Below are 19,261 nucleotides of genomic sequence, written 5' to 3' on the forward strand. Positions count from 1 at the left end.
CTACGGAGGCATATGCAATATGGAGACCATTGACGGCCTAGGCTTAATATTAGCTTGTTAATAAAGAAAAAAATATTTGGTGGGTTTACGGAAATTCTATCAAGAAATGGAATTCTGCTGTAGGGTTACTCAATGTAATGTAGGAAGTACAATTCAGCATTGCTACGTAACTAATATTTATGTGAAAGTTATTTGGTGATTCTGAGGAAGAAGATCTTTAAATTTTTAGGATGAAGAAAAACGGATTGTTTGGGGAAATTCTTTGCCTCGAGCCAGAGACAACGGGATTTTTTTTAAAACGATGCTAAAGAATTTTGGTGTTTGAACAATGTTGCCACGCTTGTCCATATTTTGGCGATTAACCCTGGGATACCTGACAATCCTTGCGTTAGTGGTTGGGGTGAATTTATATATCCTCCATCAGTTTCGTGCATTAACGGAATTAGGCGCTGAGTTAGCAACGCACCATTTTCCGGCAGTGGAAACGGCAAAACGACTCATTACCAGTCTGTATGCGCAATTAAAAAGTGATAAGCAATACTTGGTGCTTCGGGATACGGCCCTTCTGAAGGATTTCCTTCAGGAAGCTGAAAATTTTCGCAAAACCTTGAAAGCCCTTGAGGATCAGGAAAATCCTGGCAGTACGCTTGAATTGCTTGCGGAAACCAAAGAACTGCATGAAGAATTTCATACCTTATTTTTGAGCGTTGGCGTTGAACAAGCCGACCGTTCTCCTCAGGCTATCGCCAGATATGAACAAAACCGGGATACGTTGATTACTGCCATAACCCAATCCATCACAGCCTATATTACTTCTCAGGAAGCCAGTGTTGGCGCGATTCTCAAGGATTCTCATCTTCGCTCGGTACAGGCCCAGGAAATTACAAAACAGCTTCTCGTGATGGCGTTGGTTCTAGGTCTTGGCTTGGCCGGAATCGCCAGCTATAGTATTCTTCGCCCCCTTCGACGAGTCAAAGCGCAAATCCGCCGAATTGGACAAGGTCAATTTGGAGGCACAATCTCCTTGTCTGTTCCCCAGGAGTTACGCGAACTGGTCGGCCAGGTAAATTGGATGGGCGAAAAACTACAAAAGTTAGATGAGATGAAGTCGGAATTCCTGGCAAATATATCCCATGAGTTGAGGACGCCGTTAACATCTATTCGTGAGGGCTCACAGCTTCTGCTCGATGGCATTCCTGGAACGTTGACCAAGGACCAACGAGAAACGCTCACCATTATTTCTGAAAGCAGCCAACGACTCAATCACTTGATCGGGAATCTTTTAGATTTATCCCGGATGGAAGCCGACATGGTTTCCTATAATTTTAGTCCCACCGACTTGAATCGTTTGGCCGTTCGATCGACAGAAAAGGTGAAATTTCTTGCGGAACGCAAAAATATTCATCTGACCCTCGATTTGTTTCAGAACAAGGTGAGGTTCTATGATCTGGATGGACCGAGGATGGAACAGGTGCTGGAAAATCTTTTATCCAATGCCATTAAATTTAGTCCTGAAGGAACGACGGTGTTGATTCGATCGAGGCCAGAAAGTTCAGGAGAAGGGTTGCAATTTACCGTGTCTGATACGGGACCAGGAATTCCCGAAGCCGATTTGCCTCATATCTTTGAACGATTTTACCAGGGGAAAACCCAAGAAGGTCGTGTGTATGTGGGGAGTGGGATTGGGCTGGCTTTGGCGAAGCGTGTGGTGGAAGCCCATGGTGGAAAAATTTGGGCGGAGAGCATTCTTGGAACCGGGACGGCGTTGCATTTTACCATTCCGAAGCGAAAACATACGGGGACTGTCTCTTGATACGCAAACAGTTTGAGTCGTTGATCTGGGTGTTTTTTGGGTCTCTGATAATTCTAATTTCTCTTGAATGGGGAGAGTGGAATTTTACCGGCTGGAAGAGTTTGGCTATGGCTCAATCTGTTTCACCCGGCTATTCCACTGGGCCCTCGGTGTTAACTCCTGACCCCGAAGATGTTCCATTTTTTCGGGCAATTGCGGATGATCAGGAAAAGAAGCTGGGTTCATGTAAAAATGAAGCTGAATGTCGGGCGGTTCATTTCCTTCTTGGAGTCGCTGCGTTATATGAAAATAGGGAATTGGCTGCGCTTCATTTTCGAAAAGTGGTGGTCTCAAATCCCAATAGCGCCTTGGCGAGTGAAAGTCGATTCTGGTTATGGTTATTGGATGTATTAAATGCTCCGGGAGGAGGGACTTTACCAGAGGGTCTTACAAAGCGATTAGTTCGTGAAATTGTGAATAAAGAATTACTGGTTCATGAATTAAGTCGTCAATTAGAAACAGACTCTGTTGATGCACTTAAGCAAGAACTGACGAATCGGGAAAAGGCTGTCGAAGAGTTGAATCAGGCTCTCTCGAATCTTTCCAAACAAACAGAGCAATTGAAAAAGGAGCAGACGCTCCGGCAGGATGTACAGCTGGAACTTAAGGCCAGTGAGAGAAAAGTTCAAGAATTGACGAATCAATTAGAGGCTTTACGCCGTATCGATCAGGAAATACGCGAGAAGGCCCCGCCGACCCGCCCGTCTGAAAAAATGGCCCCAACCCCCAAACTCGAAAGAGCCGAGGAGAAAGAAATACCATATGAAGGTGATGGAAAAAAATAAAGGAACTGTGATGGCTGATGAACGAATTCTTGTTGTTGATGACGATCCAAGTTTACTGACCCTCCTGAAAATGCGCCTGCATTCCATGGGGTTTGTGGTGACTGCGTGTGGGTCGGGGGGAGATGCGTTGAGCCGCGTACAGGAGGATCCCTATGATTTTGCCATTCTGGATCTTCGATTGCCGGATGCTGATGGCTTGGATCTCATGGAAGAATTGCACCAGCATCAAACCAATCTTCCAATCCTGATCTTGACGGCTCATGGCTGTATTCCCAATGCAGTGGAAGCGATGAAAAAGGGTGCGTATGGGTATTTGACCAAACCGTTTGATGACAAAGAGTTGCTGGAGAGTATTGATAAAGCCCTCACTACCAAACGAATGAGTCAGGAGATTCATCGGCTACAACTGCTGGTGAACGAATTGTATGGGCTCGAAAATGTCGTGGCACGGAGTGCAGAAATGCATACGGTGTTGAAGCAGGTGGCTCAAGTGGCGAAGACCGATACCACCGTTTGTATTTCCGGGGAAACAGGGACCGGAAAGGAAGTGATTGCACGCGTGCTTCATTGTAATAGCCCCCGAGCTTCAAAGCCGTTTATGGCCGTCAATTGTGCGGCAATCCCAGAAACTTTGTTCGAAAGCGAGTTGTTCGGACACATGAAGGGTTCCTTTACCGGAGCCCATCAAAACAAGCGGGGTTTAATCCAAAGTGCCGATAAAGGGACATTATTTTTAGATGAAATAGGTGAAATGCCGCTGTCATTGCAAGGGAAACTCCTGCGAACTATTCAAAATCGGGAAGTGTTGCCTGTCGGCGGTCAGGTGCCTACAAAGGTGGATGTGAGGATTCTGGCTGCAACCAATAAGGATCTGGAATTAGCTGTGCGGGAGGGACGATTTCGGGAAGATCTGTATTATCGAATTCACGTCGTTCCCTTGTGGATTCCCCCGCTTCGTCAACGTCGGGAGGATATTCCTTCTCTCGCCCAGTTTTTTCTTAAGCGGAGTATTGAGCATCATGGGAAAGTCGTCAAAGGATTTTCACCGGAAGCTATGCAGGCCTTAATTACCTATCCGTGGCCTGGAAATGTTCGAGAACTCGAAAATATGATTGAGCGCGCGGTTGTCATGTCCCCTCAGGATATTATTACAGCAGAATTTCTCGCCCTTTCTCCCCACGAACAAAGCAAGCCAGGGAGTCTTCAACCATTAACTGATGCGAAGGAAGCGTTTGAGAAGGAGTACCTCCAGGATCTGCTCAAGGCCACACAAGGGAATATCTCCAAGGCAGCACAAATTGCCGGTCGCTATCGGGCGGATTTTTATAAACTGCTTAAAAAATATGGCCTGCATCCTTCCGATAGACAGGATGACGCGCCTCCTTCAAACGGCCAACCAGGACTTCAGTAATTTTGGTACAGCTGTCCAGAAGCTTATGTTTCGCCATGGGGTCGGGAAGGCGCCAGGTTCGCTTCACTTTAAAAACGGCAGTTAAGTAGTCTCACGCTGATTTATACTTCCAGATTTTCGGCAGAAATCGCCTGAAAAGGCCTATATATACCTGGTATGTTTCATTCCAGCAATTCGGATAAGGCGTTCCTGTCGAATAGCCGCATGTCCCCCTTTCTGCATGACTCAATTTATTGGCTGAAACGGGACGGCTCTGTCCTGTAGATGGAGAATCTAAAAATACTCCTATTCATCAGAATCGAACCCTAGCTTTCGTTGTCAGGCGAGAGGCGAGGTCGATTTGAGAAGCCGAACCCTACAGTCCCCCTCCTCATCTTCCGAAAAAATACTACAGTTGTATTCTGACTAAAGTCCTGTGATGCAGGCTAGAGTGGTTCTCTATCTTGAACTTTCTCTCCATGAAAAAGGTGTCATCGAAACCTATTGGGCGAAAATACTTTATCTATTAAACCAAGCTTTAGTCGCTTAATGACTGAATCCTCATGAGCCTGGCCGGAAGAGATAATTTTGTCTTGATACGCAAAGGACTCGATGACCAGCGTAGGTAGTCGGGTGTTTATTCCATAAACCCAGGTGCGCCAGAGTGATTGAGGCATGTGCTACGTAGCATGTCCTCATCAATCAGAAAAATAGAAAGGCTGTGTCCTTTGGTAGCACCGAGAAATGAACTTGTCTCTGTTTAACTCTCAATAGGTAATGTGGGTCGGTATGAGTGTGTGGGTTTTTCCATCTATTCTCACGGCAGGAGTCTCCCTGTTTTTGGCGACGATCATATTTTGGAGGAGAAAGGATGGTGCTCATTTTTTTCCTTTACTCTTCCTGATGGTGGTTATGGTTTGGATCCATGGGCTGAATGTCATTCAAGAGGCGTTGCCAGCCCATCTCATTATTTCCAGGAAATTAATTCTCATTGGTGAGATAATTCTGCCGGTTATGATCGGCTATGTCGGGTATTCATTATTACAGGAATTTTCTCTTAATTCCTTGGCACTGGGCAAAGGGTGGTGGAAGGTCATCGCCGGTGGGGCTGCTCTCTTAGCAATGTTGATCATAGGTATTCCAGATGGATTCATGCAGGTCAATTCAGAAAGGGAAGTTGTTTTCAAAAGACCAGAGGGTTTGATGGTCTGGGGGTTTATTGTATTGGCCTCGTGTGTGGCAATATTTCAGTTGGAACGTATGCTCAAATCTTTTCCAGATCCCCTGCAATATCGATTGAAATACGTGTTAATTGGATTGGGAGGTCTGGCTTGTATATCCATCGCACAGGCTTTTCATGTGGCCGTGGCTTCGGTGTGGAAACAGGAAGATGTGTGGGCGGGGGAAATCGCATCGTTCATTTCTCTGGTTGTCATGGCACTGGGGTTAAGGCGATGGCCAGGACCCCAGGTGATCCAGAAAATTCAAATCAGTCACCATGCAGTATACGCCTCACTGGCCGTGGTGTGTGTCAGCGGGTATTTCGTTCTTGTGGCTATGGTGATCGCACTGGTGCAAAAAACCGGTTGGGAGGTCAAGGAATCACTGGGTGTGATCCTTAGTTTTCTTGCCGTTATGGGGTTGGTGATTGCCGTGCTTTCCAGGCGTATTCGTGTCGAGTTTCAGCAATTCATTTCTCGTCATTTTTTAAAAAATAAATATGATTATCGAGAAAAATGGATAGAGGTTACCGAGATGTTTGCGGCTTGTCCGGATGTCCAACAAATTTTGAATCGGTACCTTGAGTGTCTCAGTCGAACATTTGGAACCTCTCGAGTCACAATTTGGAAATATTTTGATGTTGACGGCCGCTATCATCAAATACGAACGGAACGGCGTCGAAGAAAGTTGACGGAGAATGGTTGGTCACCGAATATTTCAGAACCGATTCCCATTCCTGAAACTCACCCTCTTATTCAACAGTTGAAAGCACAGCAAGAACCCTTGTTTGTACAGGCGGGTCAGCCGGCGGCCGAGGATTCGAGAGAATTTCTTGATGTCACTCACGCCCATGTGTGTGTGCCTTTGGTGACTGGACAGGGCAGACTGCTCGGGTTTTGTACGCTTAGTCAGGAATCGGCATATGAATGCTATGATCAGGACGATTTTTATTTACTGAGAGCCATTGCGCACCATGTGACAATGCTGCTCATTCAATTTGAGTTGCTTGAAGAGCGCAGTTCATCCGCCAAATGGGAAGCGGTGCATCGGTTCTCTGCATTTTATTTACATGATTTAAAAAACTTGGCCTCGAGTTTATCTCTTGTGGCTCAGAATGCTGCTCAATACGGGAGTAATGTTGAATTTCAGACATCTGCAATGCAGACCGTTAAAAATACGTCTCAGCGAATTATTGATTTAATGGGGGAATTGTCTCGTCAGGCGAAGGAACCAAATCTGGGTGAAGGAACCGTTACGGAATCAGTGGATGTGAATCTGTTAATTCAGGATACACTGGCTGCCGTAAATGACCCTGGATGCCAAACGAATTTTACACCAGGGCTAGAGGTTCCCGTCCTTCAGCTCAAAAAGGAGGCAATCAAACAGGTTTTCTTAAATTTGATCCTTAATGCGCGTCAGGCGACCGACCGGAATGGTACGCTTGATATTTCTACCGCCTATGATGGTGAGCAGGTGATCGTTGAACTGGTCGATTCGGGGGGTGGGATCCCTGCGGCCCAGCTTGAAAAAATTTTCCAGCCATTTAAAAGTTCCAAAAAAAATGGATTGGGTGTGGGGCTGTTTCAATGTAAGCGAATTATCGAGGACCATCATGGCGTGATTCACATTGAGAGCCAGGAAGGGCGAGGTACGACAGTAATTGTTACATTTCCGGTACAAAGTGCCGATAACGCAAGTAGTGTGGTGTTTGGTGTTTCTAATGCCGGGGTAAAGTCTGACTCAGGAAGAAACGAATGACCATGAAGTCTGATCCTCTTGCCGAATCTTCACGTCTTCCTTCCCTGCTTTTGGTTGATGACCACCCAGAGATTCTTGAACAGATGAAGTGGGGATTGAAGTCCTCTTATATGATCTATGAGGCAGATCAACGTGTGGCGGCTGTCGATATTCTTCAGCGGGAAAAGATCTCACTGGTAACCTTGGATTTAGGTTTGCCACCTGATACCGGCGGGGTGACCGAAGGATTGGCTGCCTTAGAACAATTGCTGGCGGTAAACCCTTTGGTGAAGGTGGTCGTCATCACGGGAAATCAAGATCGCGCCAATGCGCTCAAGGCGATTCAATTGGGCGCATATGATTTCTTGGAAAAGCCGGTAGATTTGGAGGTGTTAAAAGTCGTTCTTCAGCGGGCCGGGTATTTGGCTGGCCTGGAAAAAGAAAATCAAAAGCTTCTGGACCGTGAGGCGAAACGAGGATTTCCAGAAATTATTGGAAGCAGCCCGGTTATGGTTAAAGTGTTCGATACTATCCGGCGAGTGGCCGGGTCGGATATTTCTATTCTTATTGTTGGGGAAAGTGGCACCGGGAAGGAGTTAGTGGCTCGGGCGATTCATCAGCAAAGCCACAGAAAGGATGGCCCGTTTATCGCGATTAATTGTGGGGCTATTCCCGAAACGTTGCTAGAAAGTGAGTTGTTTGGGCATGAGAAAGGTGCGTTTACCGGGGCTCATCTCCAGCGTCCAGGTCGAATTGAGTCGTCTCAGGGCGGGACGCTTTTTCTCGATGAGATTGGTGAGATTTCTCCTGCATTACAGGTCAAACTGCTTCGGGTCTTACAAGAACGAAGCATCGAGCGGGTAGGCGGACGCGTAGAAATTCCAGTTGACACGAGAGTTTTAGCGGCCACCAATATGGATCTTCAACTGGCGATGAAAGATGGCCGTTTCCGGGAAGATTTGTATTATCGATTGAATACCGTGACAATTACGGCGCCTCCCTTACGCGAGCGGGGTGGCGATATCGTGATGTTGGGCAAATCGTTGCTTCAGCGTTATTCAGAAGAGGCCAAAAAGAAGATTTCAGGATTTACGAGGGAAGCCTTATTGTCGCTAGAACAGTATCATTGGCCTGGCAACATTCGAGAATTAGAAAATCGGATTCGTCGGGCCGTGACACTAACCGACAATCCAAGAATTGCCCCGGAAGATTTGGATTTACCTGAACCCGATGAGAGTCAGGTTGGACTCACCTTGAAGGTAGCCAGAGACACGGTAGAAAAACGGGTGATTGAGCAAACTCTGGCCAAGACCGGTGGAAATATTACGAAGGCTGCGACTATTCTTGCTGTGAGTCGTCCGACCCTGCATGATTTAATATCCCGTCACCACATAAAAAAATAATCCTCCCTCGGTAATGGGCTATTCTCAATTTTCAGATTGAATGCTGGATGGAATTTACGATCGATAGGATGCGTTGATTTTCACGTAATCGTAGGTCAAATCCGTGGTCCAAATCTTGGAGGAGCCCTTTCCCATTCCGAGTGAAATGGAAATCGTCAGGAAGGGCTTCTTCATTTCCTGTTTAATTCGTCGTTCGACCTGAGGACCCAGCCCTTTCCCATTTTGGACAATGGGAATCTTATTGAATTCGATAAGGAGTTTCTCCGCTTTAACAGGGGCATCTGCCCGTCCCAATGCGGCCACAATTCTCCCCCAGTTGGGATCCGTGCCAAAAATAGCGGTTTTGACTAAAGGGGAGGTGGCTAGAGTATTGGCAAATTGTTTCGCGGCCCGGTCACTGGAAGCCTGGGTAATCTGAAATTCTATGATTTTGGTGGCGCCTTCGCCATCCCGAACAATTTCCATGGCCAGATGGTGGCAGACTTGAAATAAGAGTGCTTCAAATTTACCATGTGCCGTCGTTCCGGTTTTGATGGTTAAATTTCCGGCTTTCCCGTTAGCCAGACATAATGCCGTGTCATTGGTGCTGGTTTCTCCGTCAACAGAAATGCAGTTGAATGTTTGTTTGGTGACGGCGCGAAAGGTTGCTTGTAGAGTTTTTTGGTCAATGGCCGCATCTGTCGTGATATAGGCCAACATGGTGGCCATGTCAGGGTGGATCATTCCTGAACCTTTGGCAATCCCGCCAATGGTTACTGTTTTTCCACCAATACGGTCCTGAATCGCGATTTCCTTAGGACAGGTGTCTGTCGTCATGATGGCTTTGGCAGCTTCACGGTGACCAGCCTTGCGTAGACGTGAAATCAGAATCGGAATGCCGCTACGTATGGCGGATATGGGTAGAGGAACCCCAATGACACCAGTGGATCCGATAAACACGTGGTGGAGGGGAATTATGAGTTGGTCGGCAACTCTCTGACCCATTTCTCTTGCATGTGCCAATCCTTCCTGTCCGGTAAATGCGTTGGCATTGCCACTATTAATGATGAACGCTTGACCCATGCCCCTCTTGAGATAGAGCCGGTCGAGAATCACCGGAGCGGCAGGGAGCCTGTTAGAGGTGAACACCCCGGCGATGGGTCCAGGCTTCTCTGACATGATCATGGTCAGATCAAGCTGCTTGGTCTTTTTAATGCCTGAGTGCATGCCTGCTGCTACGAAACCTTGGGGGGCAGTGATCCCACCTTTTACGCGTTTAGACATGGAGACATCCTCTTCTCGTCAGGAGCAATCGGTGAAAAATGGTTTAGGGAAAGAGGCCTGGCGCGGTCAATCCGAGTGTTTCGGGAAAGCCTAACATAAGATTCATACATTGAATCGCTTGTCCGGCTGCGCCTTTTACGAGATTATCCAGAGAACCTGTGCTGACCAGATACCCCGTTCGAGGATCATAGGTGCAACTAAGGTCACAAAAATTCGACCCTCGCAAATTTTTCGGATTGACTCCCTCGGAACTGGGAAAGAGTCGAATGAAATATTCGTCTTGATACCGACTTTTATAGGCGGCATCCAAATGGGACTGATCAATGCCAGGTTTCAATTTGGCATAGGCCGTGCTCAGAATGCCTCGATTAATGGGTATGAGGTGAGGCGTGAAAATTATGGATGGACTGGAGGAAGTTGTTTTGGAGGATGGAGCAGGAGTCAGTCGTGCTAACCCCTGTTCGATTTCAGGCACATGGCGGTGTTTGCCGATTTTATAGGCATGAATGGCTTCATGGGATTCAGGGAAATGGGTCCCGAGTGCAGGTGTGCGACCCGCTCCTGAAATTCCAGACTTTGCGTCAATAATAATGGAATTTTGCTCAATGAGGTTTTGGGCTACAAATGGCGCGAGTTGCAAAATGGCGACGGTGGGATAACACCCGGCGACTGCGACAAGATGGGTCTTAGCGATAGCCGCGCGATTGAGTTCTGGGAGCCCATATACCGCATTTTTGAGCAAGTCAGGAAAAGTATGGGGGGTCTGATACCATTGTTCATAGACCGTCGGGTCTTGAAGACGATAATCGGCACTCAAGTCAATAACATGTTTCCCTTGTGACAGAAAATCGGCTACTGGTTGCAGGGATTGTGTGTGGGGAAGAGCGAGAAACACCACATCGACTTCCTTGGCGATCGCTTCGGTATTCAACGATGACAATGAACAGTCAAAAATCTTCGTAAGATGAGGAAGCAGCGAAGCGACAGCGATGCCTTCAGATTTTTCAGACGCCACCACGCGGTTCAGTGTGACCTGTGGGTGCAGGGTGAGTAATCGAAGTAATTCACCTCCCGTATAGCCACTGGCTCCGATCACTGCGACGCGAATTTTTTTATTCATGGTCATTTCAAAGAAATTGGTTTTGGGAGAAAAGGACAATACCTATTAGGAAATCATTTAACTCTGTGCCAAATGCCTGTTTGTGGAAAGGTAAATTGAGGTTTGAGGTGGGCAAAGGCATCAGAAGATGACGGATTAAAAAAGGGGGAGGCTGGATGGCCTCCCCCATGGTCCTAGGTGAACGGTGAGCTGGCCAATTATCGTTTGGAGTATTGGAACCTGGCCCTGGCACCTTTTTGCCCGTATTTTTTTCGCTCTTTCACCCTGCTATCTCTGGTGAGCAATCCATTTTTTTTCAAGGGATCCCGTAAGGAAGGATTATATAAAGCTAAGGCCTTTGCAATCGCATGGCGAAGAGCTCCTGCCTGACCTGAAACGCCTCCACCCGTCAACGTGGCTTTGACATTAAATTGTCCACCGGTTTTGGTGACCTCGAATGGTGTTTGAATTTGGATTTGATGTGTCAATCGTGGGAAATACGAATCTACTGATCGTGCGTTGATCAGAATGTCGCCTTGTCCTGGTTCTACCCATGCTCGGGCAATCGCGTTTTTCTTTTTTCCGGTTGCGTATTGAACTGTATCGACCATGTGAGAATAGATCTCCTTTTTTACGTTGGAACGGTAACTGATGATTTTAGAGGTTTAGAGGCGTTGGACTTTGCGCTCGATGCAGATGCTCGGCACCAGGATAAATTTTGAGTTTTCTAGCCATTTGCTTTCCTAACGTACATTTTGGAAGCATCCCACGAATGGCTTTAGAGAGCACTTCAGTCGGTTTCTTTGCATGAAGATGCTCGGCAGTAATGGCTTTGATGCCTCCAGGATACCCGGTGTGGTGATAATAGATCTTTGAACGAAATTTATCGCGGGTGAATTGAATTTCACTGGAATTTATGATGACGACATGATCCCCTGTATCGACATTCGGAGTAAACGTTGGCTTATGCTTTCCACGAAGGATAGAGGCAACCTTCGCGGCCAAGCGGCCAACGGTTTTTCCTTTAGCATCGACTAAAAACCATTGTCGTTCAACTTCTAGCGGTTTAGCTTGATAGGATCGCATGAGTGTTGTATTTCCTTTCCTCTACTTGATTGTATGCCTAGATATCAGTCTGCTCTAATCCTTTTTGATCGAGTTTGGAAAGCCAGGTATCCAAATCTTCTCCGCCGCGACGTTCCAGGACTTCAGGGGTGACGTAGATTGGACATTGACATCGAAGAGCCAAGGCAATCGCATCACTCGGCCTTGAGTCGATCGATTTTTCCAAATCATCTTTGGATAAAAATAGCGTGGAAAAATAGGTGTTATTTTTGACTTCTGTGATCACCACTTTATTTAGGGTAAAGCCAAGGTGCGAGGCAAAGCTGCAAATAAGGTCATGGCTCATGGGGCGTGGTGGGATGACGTTCTCCAACGCCAACCGGATCGATGTCCCTTCGGCGGTACCGACCCATATGGGAAGAACCTCTGAGTTTTTTTCATCCCGTAAGACCACAATCTGTGTATCGGTATTCGGATCGACCAGGACCCCATGGACCTTTAACGGAATTAATGTGTTTATTTCAGTCATCACCCGCACACTCACTATTAATCGTTACTATTTCAGATGGCCTCATGAACATCAGCTAAACATCTGATTTGCCAAAATCCTCAGGCTTGAGGTTTTCCAGCCATCGTTCCAATTCTTCCGAGTTTTGTTTATGGAGCACTTCTCCTGATGCGAAAATGGGGGCATCCGTACGAAGAGCCACGGCAATTGCGTCACTTGGCCGAGAGTCAACCGTAAATTCCGAGTCTCCAAAGAGGAGATGGATTTTAGCGAAATATGTATTGTCTTTCAGATCCGTGATAACCGTACTGATAACCTTGGCATCCATATTATCAAGCACCGTTTTCATGAGATCATGGGTCATTGGCCTTGGAGGAGCTATCCGCTCCAAGGCAAAGCTAATCGCGCTGGCTTCGGCTTTCCCAACCCAAATAGGGAGCATGTCCGAGTTTTGTTCATCTCTCAGGATGACAATATAGGCGTTATTATAGGGGTCAAATAAAAGACCCCTGACGTTCATTTGATTCAACATTCGATATGCCAGTCATAGATAAAAAGTGATTTTCACTTGAAAATCAAACCTAGAAAAGTAGCATTCAATGAGATCTTTTGTCAATGAAAATAAGGGCTTTCCAATCTCATCATGCTCTTGGTTGATATCCCGTCATTTGTCATCCCCAGAAGAGAGGATGAGGGTTTCAAAGAATTATATCATGCATAGAAGGACATCGGTAACCAGCCTGCATTTGATCTGCCTTCCTTGCTGTTTATGCCTGGAATTCGAGTTTCGCTTTGACTGTAGCGGTTATCCACTCACATGCTTCCTCACGGGAAATGTGATGCTTTTCGCCAGTTTTACGGTCTTTGATTTCAATGGTGTTCTGTGCCAGGCCCTTATCCCCAAGGATAATATGGAACGGAATGCCTAGCAAATCCGCATCGTTAAATTTAACACCACCTCGTTCCTCACGGTCGTCAAGCAACACCTCTATCCCGTTTTTGGAAAGGTCCTGGTAGAGCTGATTGGAGGCTTGACGTACGTTGTCTGATGCCGTGACGGAAAGAATGTGGACATGGAAGGGGGCAATGGGCATGGGCCAACAAATACCTTTGTCGTCATGGTTCTGTTCAATGGCTGCTGCCGCTGCTCTGCTGACACCAATGCCATAGCATCCCATGATAGCGGGGAGCGTCTGACCCTGGTCGTCAAGGTAGGTTGCGCCCATTTTTTCACTATATTTTGTCCCTAGCAAAAAGATATGACCTACTTCGATTCCCCTTGCCGTTTGCAGCGAACTGCCCCCACGCGGAGAAGGATCACCTGCCTGGGCCTGGCGAAAATCTCCTATGCTCTCAATGGAAAAATCCCGATCAATGTTGACATGGATGAAGTGGACGTCCGGTTCGTTCCCACCGACAATGAAGTTGCTCAAGACAGCCACGGCATGGTCAGCCAGAATTCGAACGTTCTGAAGACCGATCGGTCCGACAAAGCCGATTGGGGCTGTTGTGAAGCGGGCGATCATTTCAGAAGTCGCCAGGGATAATTCATGAATACCAAGATGTCGTTGAATTTTGATTTCGTTTGCTTGATGGTCCCCTCGAATCAGGACTGCGGTTATCTCATCCGTGCCAGTCTGATACAAGAGGGTTTTCACCAGACGGGAAGGAGGTACGTTAAGTAGGGCACATACCTCTTCAACTGATTTGGCATTGGGTGTGGAAACCTTTTCTGACGGTAGTGGGGCGTCACGCTTCCCGATGGTGGGTGGAGCAATCTCAGCTCGCTCGACATTGGCAGCATATTGTGTATCCGGATCAAAAACGATGAGTTCCTCTCCGGTATTGGCTAGGACCATGAATTCGTGAGAAGAGATGCCCCCGATCAAGCCGGTATCGGCCTCCACCGGACGAAATTCGAGGCCCATGCGAGAAAAAATACGGCAATAGGCGTCGTACATGCCTTGATAGGTACGTTTGGCTCCTTCCGCATCCTGATCAAAGCTATACGCATCTTTCATGATGAATTCACGCCCTCGCATAATGCCAAACCGTGGCCGAATTTCATCACGAAACTTTGTTTGGATTTGATAAAGGGTAAGGGGCAATTGACGATAGGAACTGACCTCTCGACGGAATAAATCAGTGACAACTTCTTCGTGAGTGGGGCCCAGGCAAAAGTCTCGATCGTGACGATCTTGTAATCGGAACAGTTCCTTTCCGTAGAAATCCCAGCGATCGGTTTCCTTCCACAGCTCGGCAGAAGAAAGAATCGGAAGTAAAAGTTCTTGAGCTCCTGTCCGGTTCATTTCTTCCCGAACAATGGCCTCGATTTTCCGAATGACCCGCAATCCAAGGGGAAGGTAGGAATAAATACCGGCTGCGACTTTCCGGATCATTCCGGCGCGAAGCATGAGTCGGTGACTGACCACCTCGGCTTCACCCGGATCTTGTCGCATCGTTGGGATTAAGGATTCTGATACACGCATGAAGACACCTGGTTATATGGTTGAGGAAAAAAGCCGCAGGGCAGATTCATAGGGCTTGAAAGGCAGTAGACGTTAAACAGGATAGAATTATTGCAGAAGTCGACTAATGTCATTCCAGGTCGCATAGGCCATCAGGAAGACCAACAATACCAGGCCAATTTGTTGGGCCATTTCTCTCGACCGATCCCCTAAAGGTCGACCTAAAATACCTTCGCAGGCAAAAAAGAATAGATGGCCTCCATCAAGAATGGGAATGGGTAACAAATTTAAAATTCCCAAATTAATACTCAAAATCGCAATAAGCCACACGACGCTGGCCATGCCTTGTTGGGCCTGCTCACCGGACACGGTGGCAATCATGAGCGGGCCGCCCAGGTGTTTCGATGAAATTTCTCCAGTTACGAGCTTATAGAGCCCCATAACGGTTAATTCACACCATTTCCATGTCGCCTTGAGGCCATCCCAAGGTGCGAGGAAGAGAGACGTACTCTTGAGCACCGTACCCGCGCCGGCTAGTTTGACGCCAATGCGGCCAATAGACGTTGTTTCTCCATCCGGGGAGGTGCTGGTTTGGCCTTCAGGGGTGATGCGAAGTGACACCGTCTGTCCTCCGCGTTCGACCTGTACCTCGAGAGGGGTTCCAGGGTGATTGCGTACGATCTCGGTCATCTGAGACCAGGTGGCAATCGGTGTGTCATTAATTTGGATAATTCGGTCATCCTGTTGAAGACCCGCAGCCATGGCAGGCGTGTCTGGCATGACTCCTCCGACTAGTGGAGCATGATCCTCAATGCCTAAGGTGTATTGAGGTTCGTCCGGGCGATCAGGCACCATTTGAACGGTTGGAGTGATGATCAGCGTTTTCACGCTATTTCCACGAATAACATCCAAGGTGACGGGACGCCCATGGGCCTTGCCCACCTGTTCGTATAGTTCACCCAGGGTCGAGATGTCTTCTTCGTTGGCACGGATTACGCGATCACCGATGTGTAATCCGGCAGTTTCAGCCGGAGAGTCCGGGATGATGGCTTCAATGACCGGGGTGATGTTGTCGATGCTGGGAACAAACAGCGGTGACCCTAAGGCCAGCATTCCCGTAAAGATCAGGTAGCTGAGGATAAAGTTGAAGCCGGGGCCAGCCGCCACAATCAACGTTTTGTGGGGAAGTGACTGGTGAATAAAGGATTCACGTTGTTCAGCAGCTGAAACCGCCTCTGACCCTTCTTCTCCATATAATTTGACATATCCCCCAAGAGGAATGGCTGCCAGGAGATATTCTGTATCTCCAATCTTGCGACCAATCAGTTTTGGTCCAAACCCGATGGAGAATTTGAGGACCTTCACTCCCACCCAGCGAGCGGCCAGGTAATGTCCGTATTCGTGAAAAGTCACAAGGACTCCCAGGACGACCAGGAACCACCATAATTTTTGCCCGAATAGGAAAATGGAATCAGGAGAAAACGCCAGGAGGTTATTCATGGATGTGTAATCGTGGGTTGATATTCATAGAGGTGAAGTAGAGCAGGCTTTCATCATTTCCGTGGCTGTTCGTCGGGCCCATTGGTCTATCTCTAAGGTGTCTTCAATGGATGTGACGGGAGTCGCGTTATAGGCATTCATGGTTTCTTGAATCACTCTGGGTATATCCAAAAAGGCAATCTGCTCCTTGAGGAAGGCATCCACGGCAATTTCATTTGCGGCGTTTAATGTGGCTGGAAGCCCGTCCGCTCCTGCCAGGGCGTCGTAGGCTAACTGGAGACACGGGAATTTTTCCGAATCAGTTGGATAAAACGTGAACTTTCCGATTTTCCCTAAATCCAGGAGTGGGGGATTCAAGGGAATGCGTTCCGGGTATTTGAGAGCATAGGAGATTGGTGTTCGCATATCCGGGTGGCCTAATTGCGCAATGACTGACCCATCACAATATTCTACCAAAGAGTGGATAATACTTTCTCGGTGAATGATGACATCTATTTGATCCTGAGGGATATCAAAGAGCCATCGGGCTTCAATTACCTCCAGGCCTTTATTCATCAAGGTGGCGGAATCGGTGGTAATTTTAGCTCCCATTTTCCAATTTGGATGTTGCATCGCTTGTTCGGGTGTCACGTGTTCGAGGTCATTGATGGGCCAATCCCAAAATGGTCCGCCGGAAGCCGTTAGCACGATCCGGCGAATGTCGACCTTCCGGTGGCCTTCCATCGATTGGAAAATAGCACTATGTTCGCTATCGATGGGGAAAATCGTCACGTGATGTTTGTGGGCTTCCAGTTGCATTAATCGACCTGCCATGACCATTGGCTCTTTATTTGCGAGGGCAACCTGCCGGCCTGCTTGGATGGCTGTCAATGTTGGTTTGAGCCCTGCCCCCCCGACGATAGCGGAAATCACTAAATCGCCTTTCGATGCACTGGCGACGGCGCAGAGCCCCTGTTCTCCGTCCAAAATTTCAGTTGACGTGCGTCCCATCCGTGCTCGCAATCGGTTGGCGGCATCCTGGCAGAAAAGCGCAGCCACTTCGGGCTTGAAGCGGCGGATTTGTTCCTCAAGGGCCTGATCATTGGATCCGGCGGCCAGGCCGACGACTTGAAACTCTTCAGGGAATCTGGAGATCACATCTAAGGTACTGTTCCCAATCGACCCGGTAGATCCCAAAATAACGATGTGTTTCACCAGATTCTCTCCCTATGGTTGCGTACAGTCTGGTTATGAGTTTGATCCCGTGAATAAGGCAAAGTAATAAATGACCGGGCCGGTAAAGAGCAGGCTATCCACACGATCTAACACTCCCCCATGTCCTGGAATGATTGTGCCTGAGTCCTTGACACTCACGCTACGTTTGATCGCGGATTCTGCAAGATCACCAAGGGTTCCGATTATGGCCATGCCCATGCCGAGAATAGCGCATTCCCCCAGCGAGAAAAAGGGGAGAAACCAAAAGTGGCTGATGAGGGCTCCCAGTACGGAAAAGAGAACTCCTCCGAACAGGCCTTCAATCGTTTTTTTAGGACTCAGGGTGGGAGCCAGGGCATGTCGTCCAAGAGATAAACCTACGACAAATCCACCGGTATCAGCCAACCACGTGATGGCTAAGACAAAAAAGATTAAGGCGATTCCATGAGGGAGCTGCCGGAGGAGTATGAAATGCCCGAGCAGAACCACAACATAGAGGATCCCAAAGGGATAGGCCACCCATAAGGGGAGACGTTGTCTCATGGTGGTCGGAGATATGAAAAATCCTGTCAAAATGACCCCAACGATTCCCAAGAACCAAGGGTTCAAGGCGAGGGAGTAGCCGGTATACATAGCGACAAGGAGCATGACCGCACAAAGGCAGGAGATCACCTTAGGAATAAGGGTGCCGGTCCGTCCAAAGTAGAGCGTGAGAAATTCCCACAATGCAAGGAGGGAAGCGCCCCCAATCAGGATGGAGAGCAGCCAGGGTGGAGAATAGCGTATTCCCGCATAGAGCAAAGGAATAAATACGATGGCTGAGTAGAGTCTCCGGGGATCCATTGTTTAGGGGAGTACAATTAGCAGTGGGTTAGATGAACAAGAAGTAGGGTGAATGCGGGATGGCCACAGCCCGTGTTATGGCGAAACGGTTTGAGTGATTCGGCCAAAACGACGCTCCCGTTTTTGATAATCGAGTAAGGCAAGAAGAGTCTCAGCGCGACGAAAATCAGGCCACAGGGTTTTGGTGAAATAGAGTTCCGTGTAGGCAATCTGCCAGGGAAGGAAGTTGCTGATTCGCGCTTCTCCAGAAGTGCGAATCAGCAAATCGGGATCAGGGAGACCCCATGTGCTGAGATATTGCTCAAATAAGGACTCATCAATTTGGTCTGGTGTAAGCGATCCCATCTGAACCTCGATCGCAACTTTTCGAGCGGCATCGACAATTTCGCTGCGTCCTCCATAGCTCAGGGCGACGGCCAGAGTGCGCTGAGTTAAATGGCGGGTTTCTTCCGCTACTTCTAAGGCCAGAGACCGGACGGAAGACGGCAGTTGTTCAAGCCGTCCAATCGGCAGGAATCGTACCTGTCGCTCTTGAAACCGTTGGCGTTCTTGATTGAGGTACTGCTCAAGCAACCCCATGAGGAGTCGAATCTCAGAATGAGGACGTTTCCAATTTTCCTGGGAAAATGCATAGATGGTGATATAGGGAATCCTGAGTTCATGCCCGATTTCCAGAACGTCCTGGAGCGCACGAAGCCCTTCTTTGTGACCGGCAATTCGAGGCAATCCTCGTTGAGCGGCCCATCGGCCATTGCCATCCATGATGACCGCGATATGTCGGGGAAGGGAGGTGAGGTCAAGTTGATCCAGCAATTCCCCTTCAGCAACTTGCCTTGCATCCACCGCGTGAAAGTCATCCATTGAATTGTGTTGAAACCGATTGTGAGGGTGAGAACCGCGTTGCAATTCAGTTGAAAGGTTTTAGAAACTAGC

The 19,261-nt window shown here is 48.0% G+C and carries 16 protein-coding genes; 5 read left to right on the forward strand and 11 right to left on the reverse strand.

Going from position 1 to position 19,261, the window contains the following annotated elements:
* The first annotated feature begins 328 nt into the window (after positions 1-328).
* From PJI16_11790 to prsR, 5 genes are all read left to right on the forward strand, one after another.
* Positions 329-1,813 carry a HAMP domain-containing sensor histidine kinase gene (locus tag PJI16_11790; GenBank protein ID MDT3778238.1) on the forward strand — a complete coding sequence of 495 codons (1,485 nt, stop codon included), beginning with the start codon at positions 329-331 and terminating at the stop codon, positions 1,811-1,813.
* A 107-nt stretch (positions 1,814-1,920) separates the two neighbouring features.
* Entirely contained in the window at positions 1,921-2,637 is a 717-nt protein-coding gene (locus PJI16_11795; protein ID MDT3778239.1) for a hypothetical protein, read from the forward strand.
* Between the two features lie 10 nt (positions 2,638-2,647).
* Positions 2,648-4,048: a sigma-54 dependent transcriptional regulator gene (locus tag PJI16_11800; GenBank protein MDT3778240.1), complete on the forward strand. Its 1,401-nt coding sequence runs from the start codon at positions 2,648-2,650 to the stop codon at positions 4,046-4,048.
* A gap of 768 nt (positions 4,049-4,816) precedes the next feature.
* Positions 4,817-7,006, forward strand: a complete 2,190-nt coding sequence (locus tag PJI16_11805) for an ATP-binding protein (GenBank protein ID MDT3778241.1) — start codon at positions 4,817-4,819, stop codon at positions 7,004-7,006.
* On the forward strand, positions 7,003-8,388 hold the full coding sequence (gene prsR, locus PJI16_11810) for a PEP-CTERM-box response regulator transcription factor (protein ID MDT3778242.1): 1,386 nt from the start codon (positions 7,003-7,005) through the stop codon (positions 8,386-8,388). The genes PJI16_11805 and prsR overlap by 4 nt, the downstream gene beginning before the upstream one ends.
* 54 nt (positions 8,389-8,442) lie before the next feature.
* Here the strand turns inward: prsR and argJ are convergent, their stop codons facing one another.
* The 11 genes from argJ to PJI16_11865 all read right to left on the reverse strand — a co-directional run bounded on the left by argJ (position 8,443) and on the right by PJI16_11865 (position 19,189).
* Positions 8,443-9,651 (reverse strand): bifunctional glutamate N-acetyltransferase/amino-acid acetyltransferase ArgJ, encoded by a 1,209-nt coding sequence (gene argJ / locus PJI16_11815; protein MDT3778243.1) that lies wholly within the window; start codon positions 9,649-9,651, stop codon positions 8,443-8,445.
* A gap of 43 nt (positions 9,652-9,694) precedes the next feature.
* The gene (gene argC / locus PJI16_11820) at positions 9,695-10,771 is read right to left on the reverse strand and encodes an N-acetyl-gamma-glutamyl-phosphate reductase (GenBank protein ID MDT3778244.1); all 1,077 of its coding nucleotides are present in this window, start codon (positions 10,769-10,771) and stop codon (positions 9,695-9,697) included.
* A gap of 197 nt (positions 10,772-10,968) precedes the next feature.
* Positions 10,969-11,361, reverse strand: coding sequence for a 30S ribosomal protein S9 (rpsI, locus tag PJI16_11825; protein ID MDT3778245.1), 393 nt, complete (start codon positions 11,359-11,361; stop codon positions 10,969-10,971).
* Between the two features lie 46 nt (positions 11,362-11,407).
* The gene (gene rplM, locus PJI16_11830; GenBank protein MDT3778246.1) at positions 11,408-11,836 is read right to left on the reverse strand and encodes a 50S ribosomal protein L13; all 429 of its coding nucleotides are present in this window, start codon (positions 11,834-11,836) and stop codon (positions 11,408-11,410) included.
* Positions 11,837-11,873: 37 nt separating this feature from the next.
* On the reverse strand, positions 11,874-12,344 hold the full coding sequence (locus tag PJI16_11835; protein ID MDT3778247.1) for a bifunctional nuclease family protein: 471 nt from the start codon (positions 12,342-12,344) through the stop codon (positions 11,874-11,876).
* Positions 12,345-12,399: 55 nt separating this feature from the next.
* Entirely contained in the window at positions 12,400-12,855 is a 456-nt protein-coding gene (locus tag PJI16_11840; protein ID MDT3778248.1) for a bifunctional nuclease family protein, read from the reverse strand.
* 235 nt (positions 12,856-13,090) lie between these two features.
* A complete protein-coding gene (locus tag PJI16_11845; protein MDT3778249.1) occupies positions 13,091-14,812 on the reverse strand; it encodes a proline--tRNA ligase in 1,722 nt (573 codons plus the stop codon).
* Positions 14,813-14,899: 87 nt separating this feature from the next.
* On the reverse strand, positions 14,900-16,291 hold the full coding sequence (rseP, locus tag PJI16_11850) for an RIP metalloprotease RseP (GenBank protein ID MDT3778250.1): 1,392 nt from the start codon (positions 16,289-16,291) through the stop codon (positions 14,900-14,902).
* 24 nt (positions 16,292-16,315) lie between these two features.
* A complete protein-coding gene (locus PJI16_11855; GenBank protein MDT3778251.1) occupies positions 16,316-17,485 on the reverse strand; it encodes a 1-deoxy-D-xylulose-5-phosphate reductoisomerase in 1,170 nt (389 codons plus the stop codon).
* Positions 17,486-17,518: 33 nt separating this feature from the next.
* Positions 17,519-18,328, reverse strand: coding sequence for a phosphatidate cytidylyltransferase (locus PJI16_11860; protein MDT3778252.1), 810 nt, complete (start codon positions 18,326-18,328; stop codon positions 17,519-17,521).
* A 75-nt stretch (positions 18,329-18,403) separates the two neighbouring features.
* Complete coding sequence (locus tag PJI16_11865; protein ID MDT3778253.1) at positions 18,404-19,189, reverse strand: isoprenyl transferase; 786 nt, start codon at positions 19,187-19,189, stop codon at positions 18,404-18,406.
* Between the last annotated feature and the right edge of the window lie 72 nt (positions 19,190-19,261).

The organism is Nitrospira sp. MA-1, from assembly GCA_032139905.1.
Taxonomy (GTDB): domain Bacteria; phylum Nitrospirota; class Nitrospiria; order Nitrospirales; family UBA8639; genus Nitrospira_E.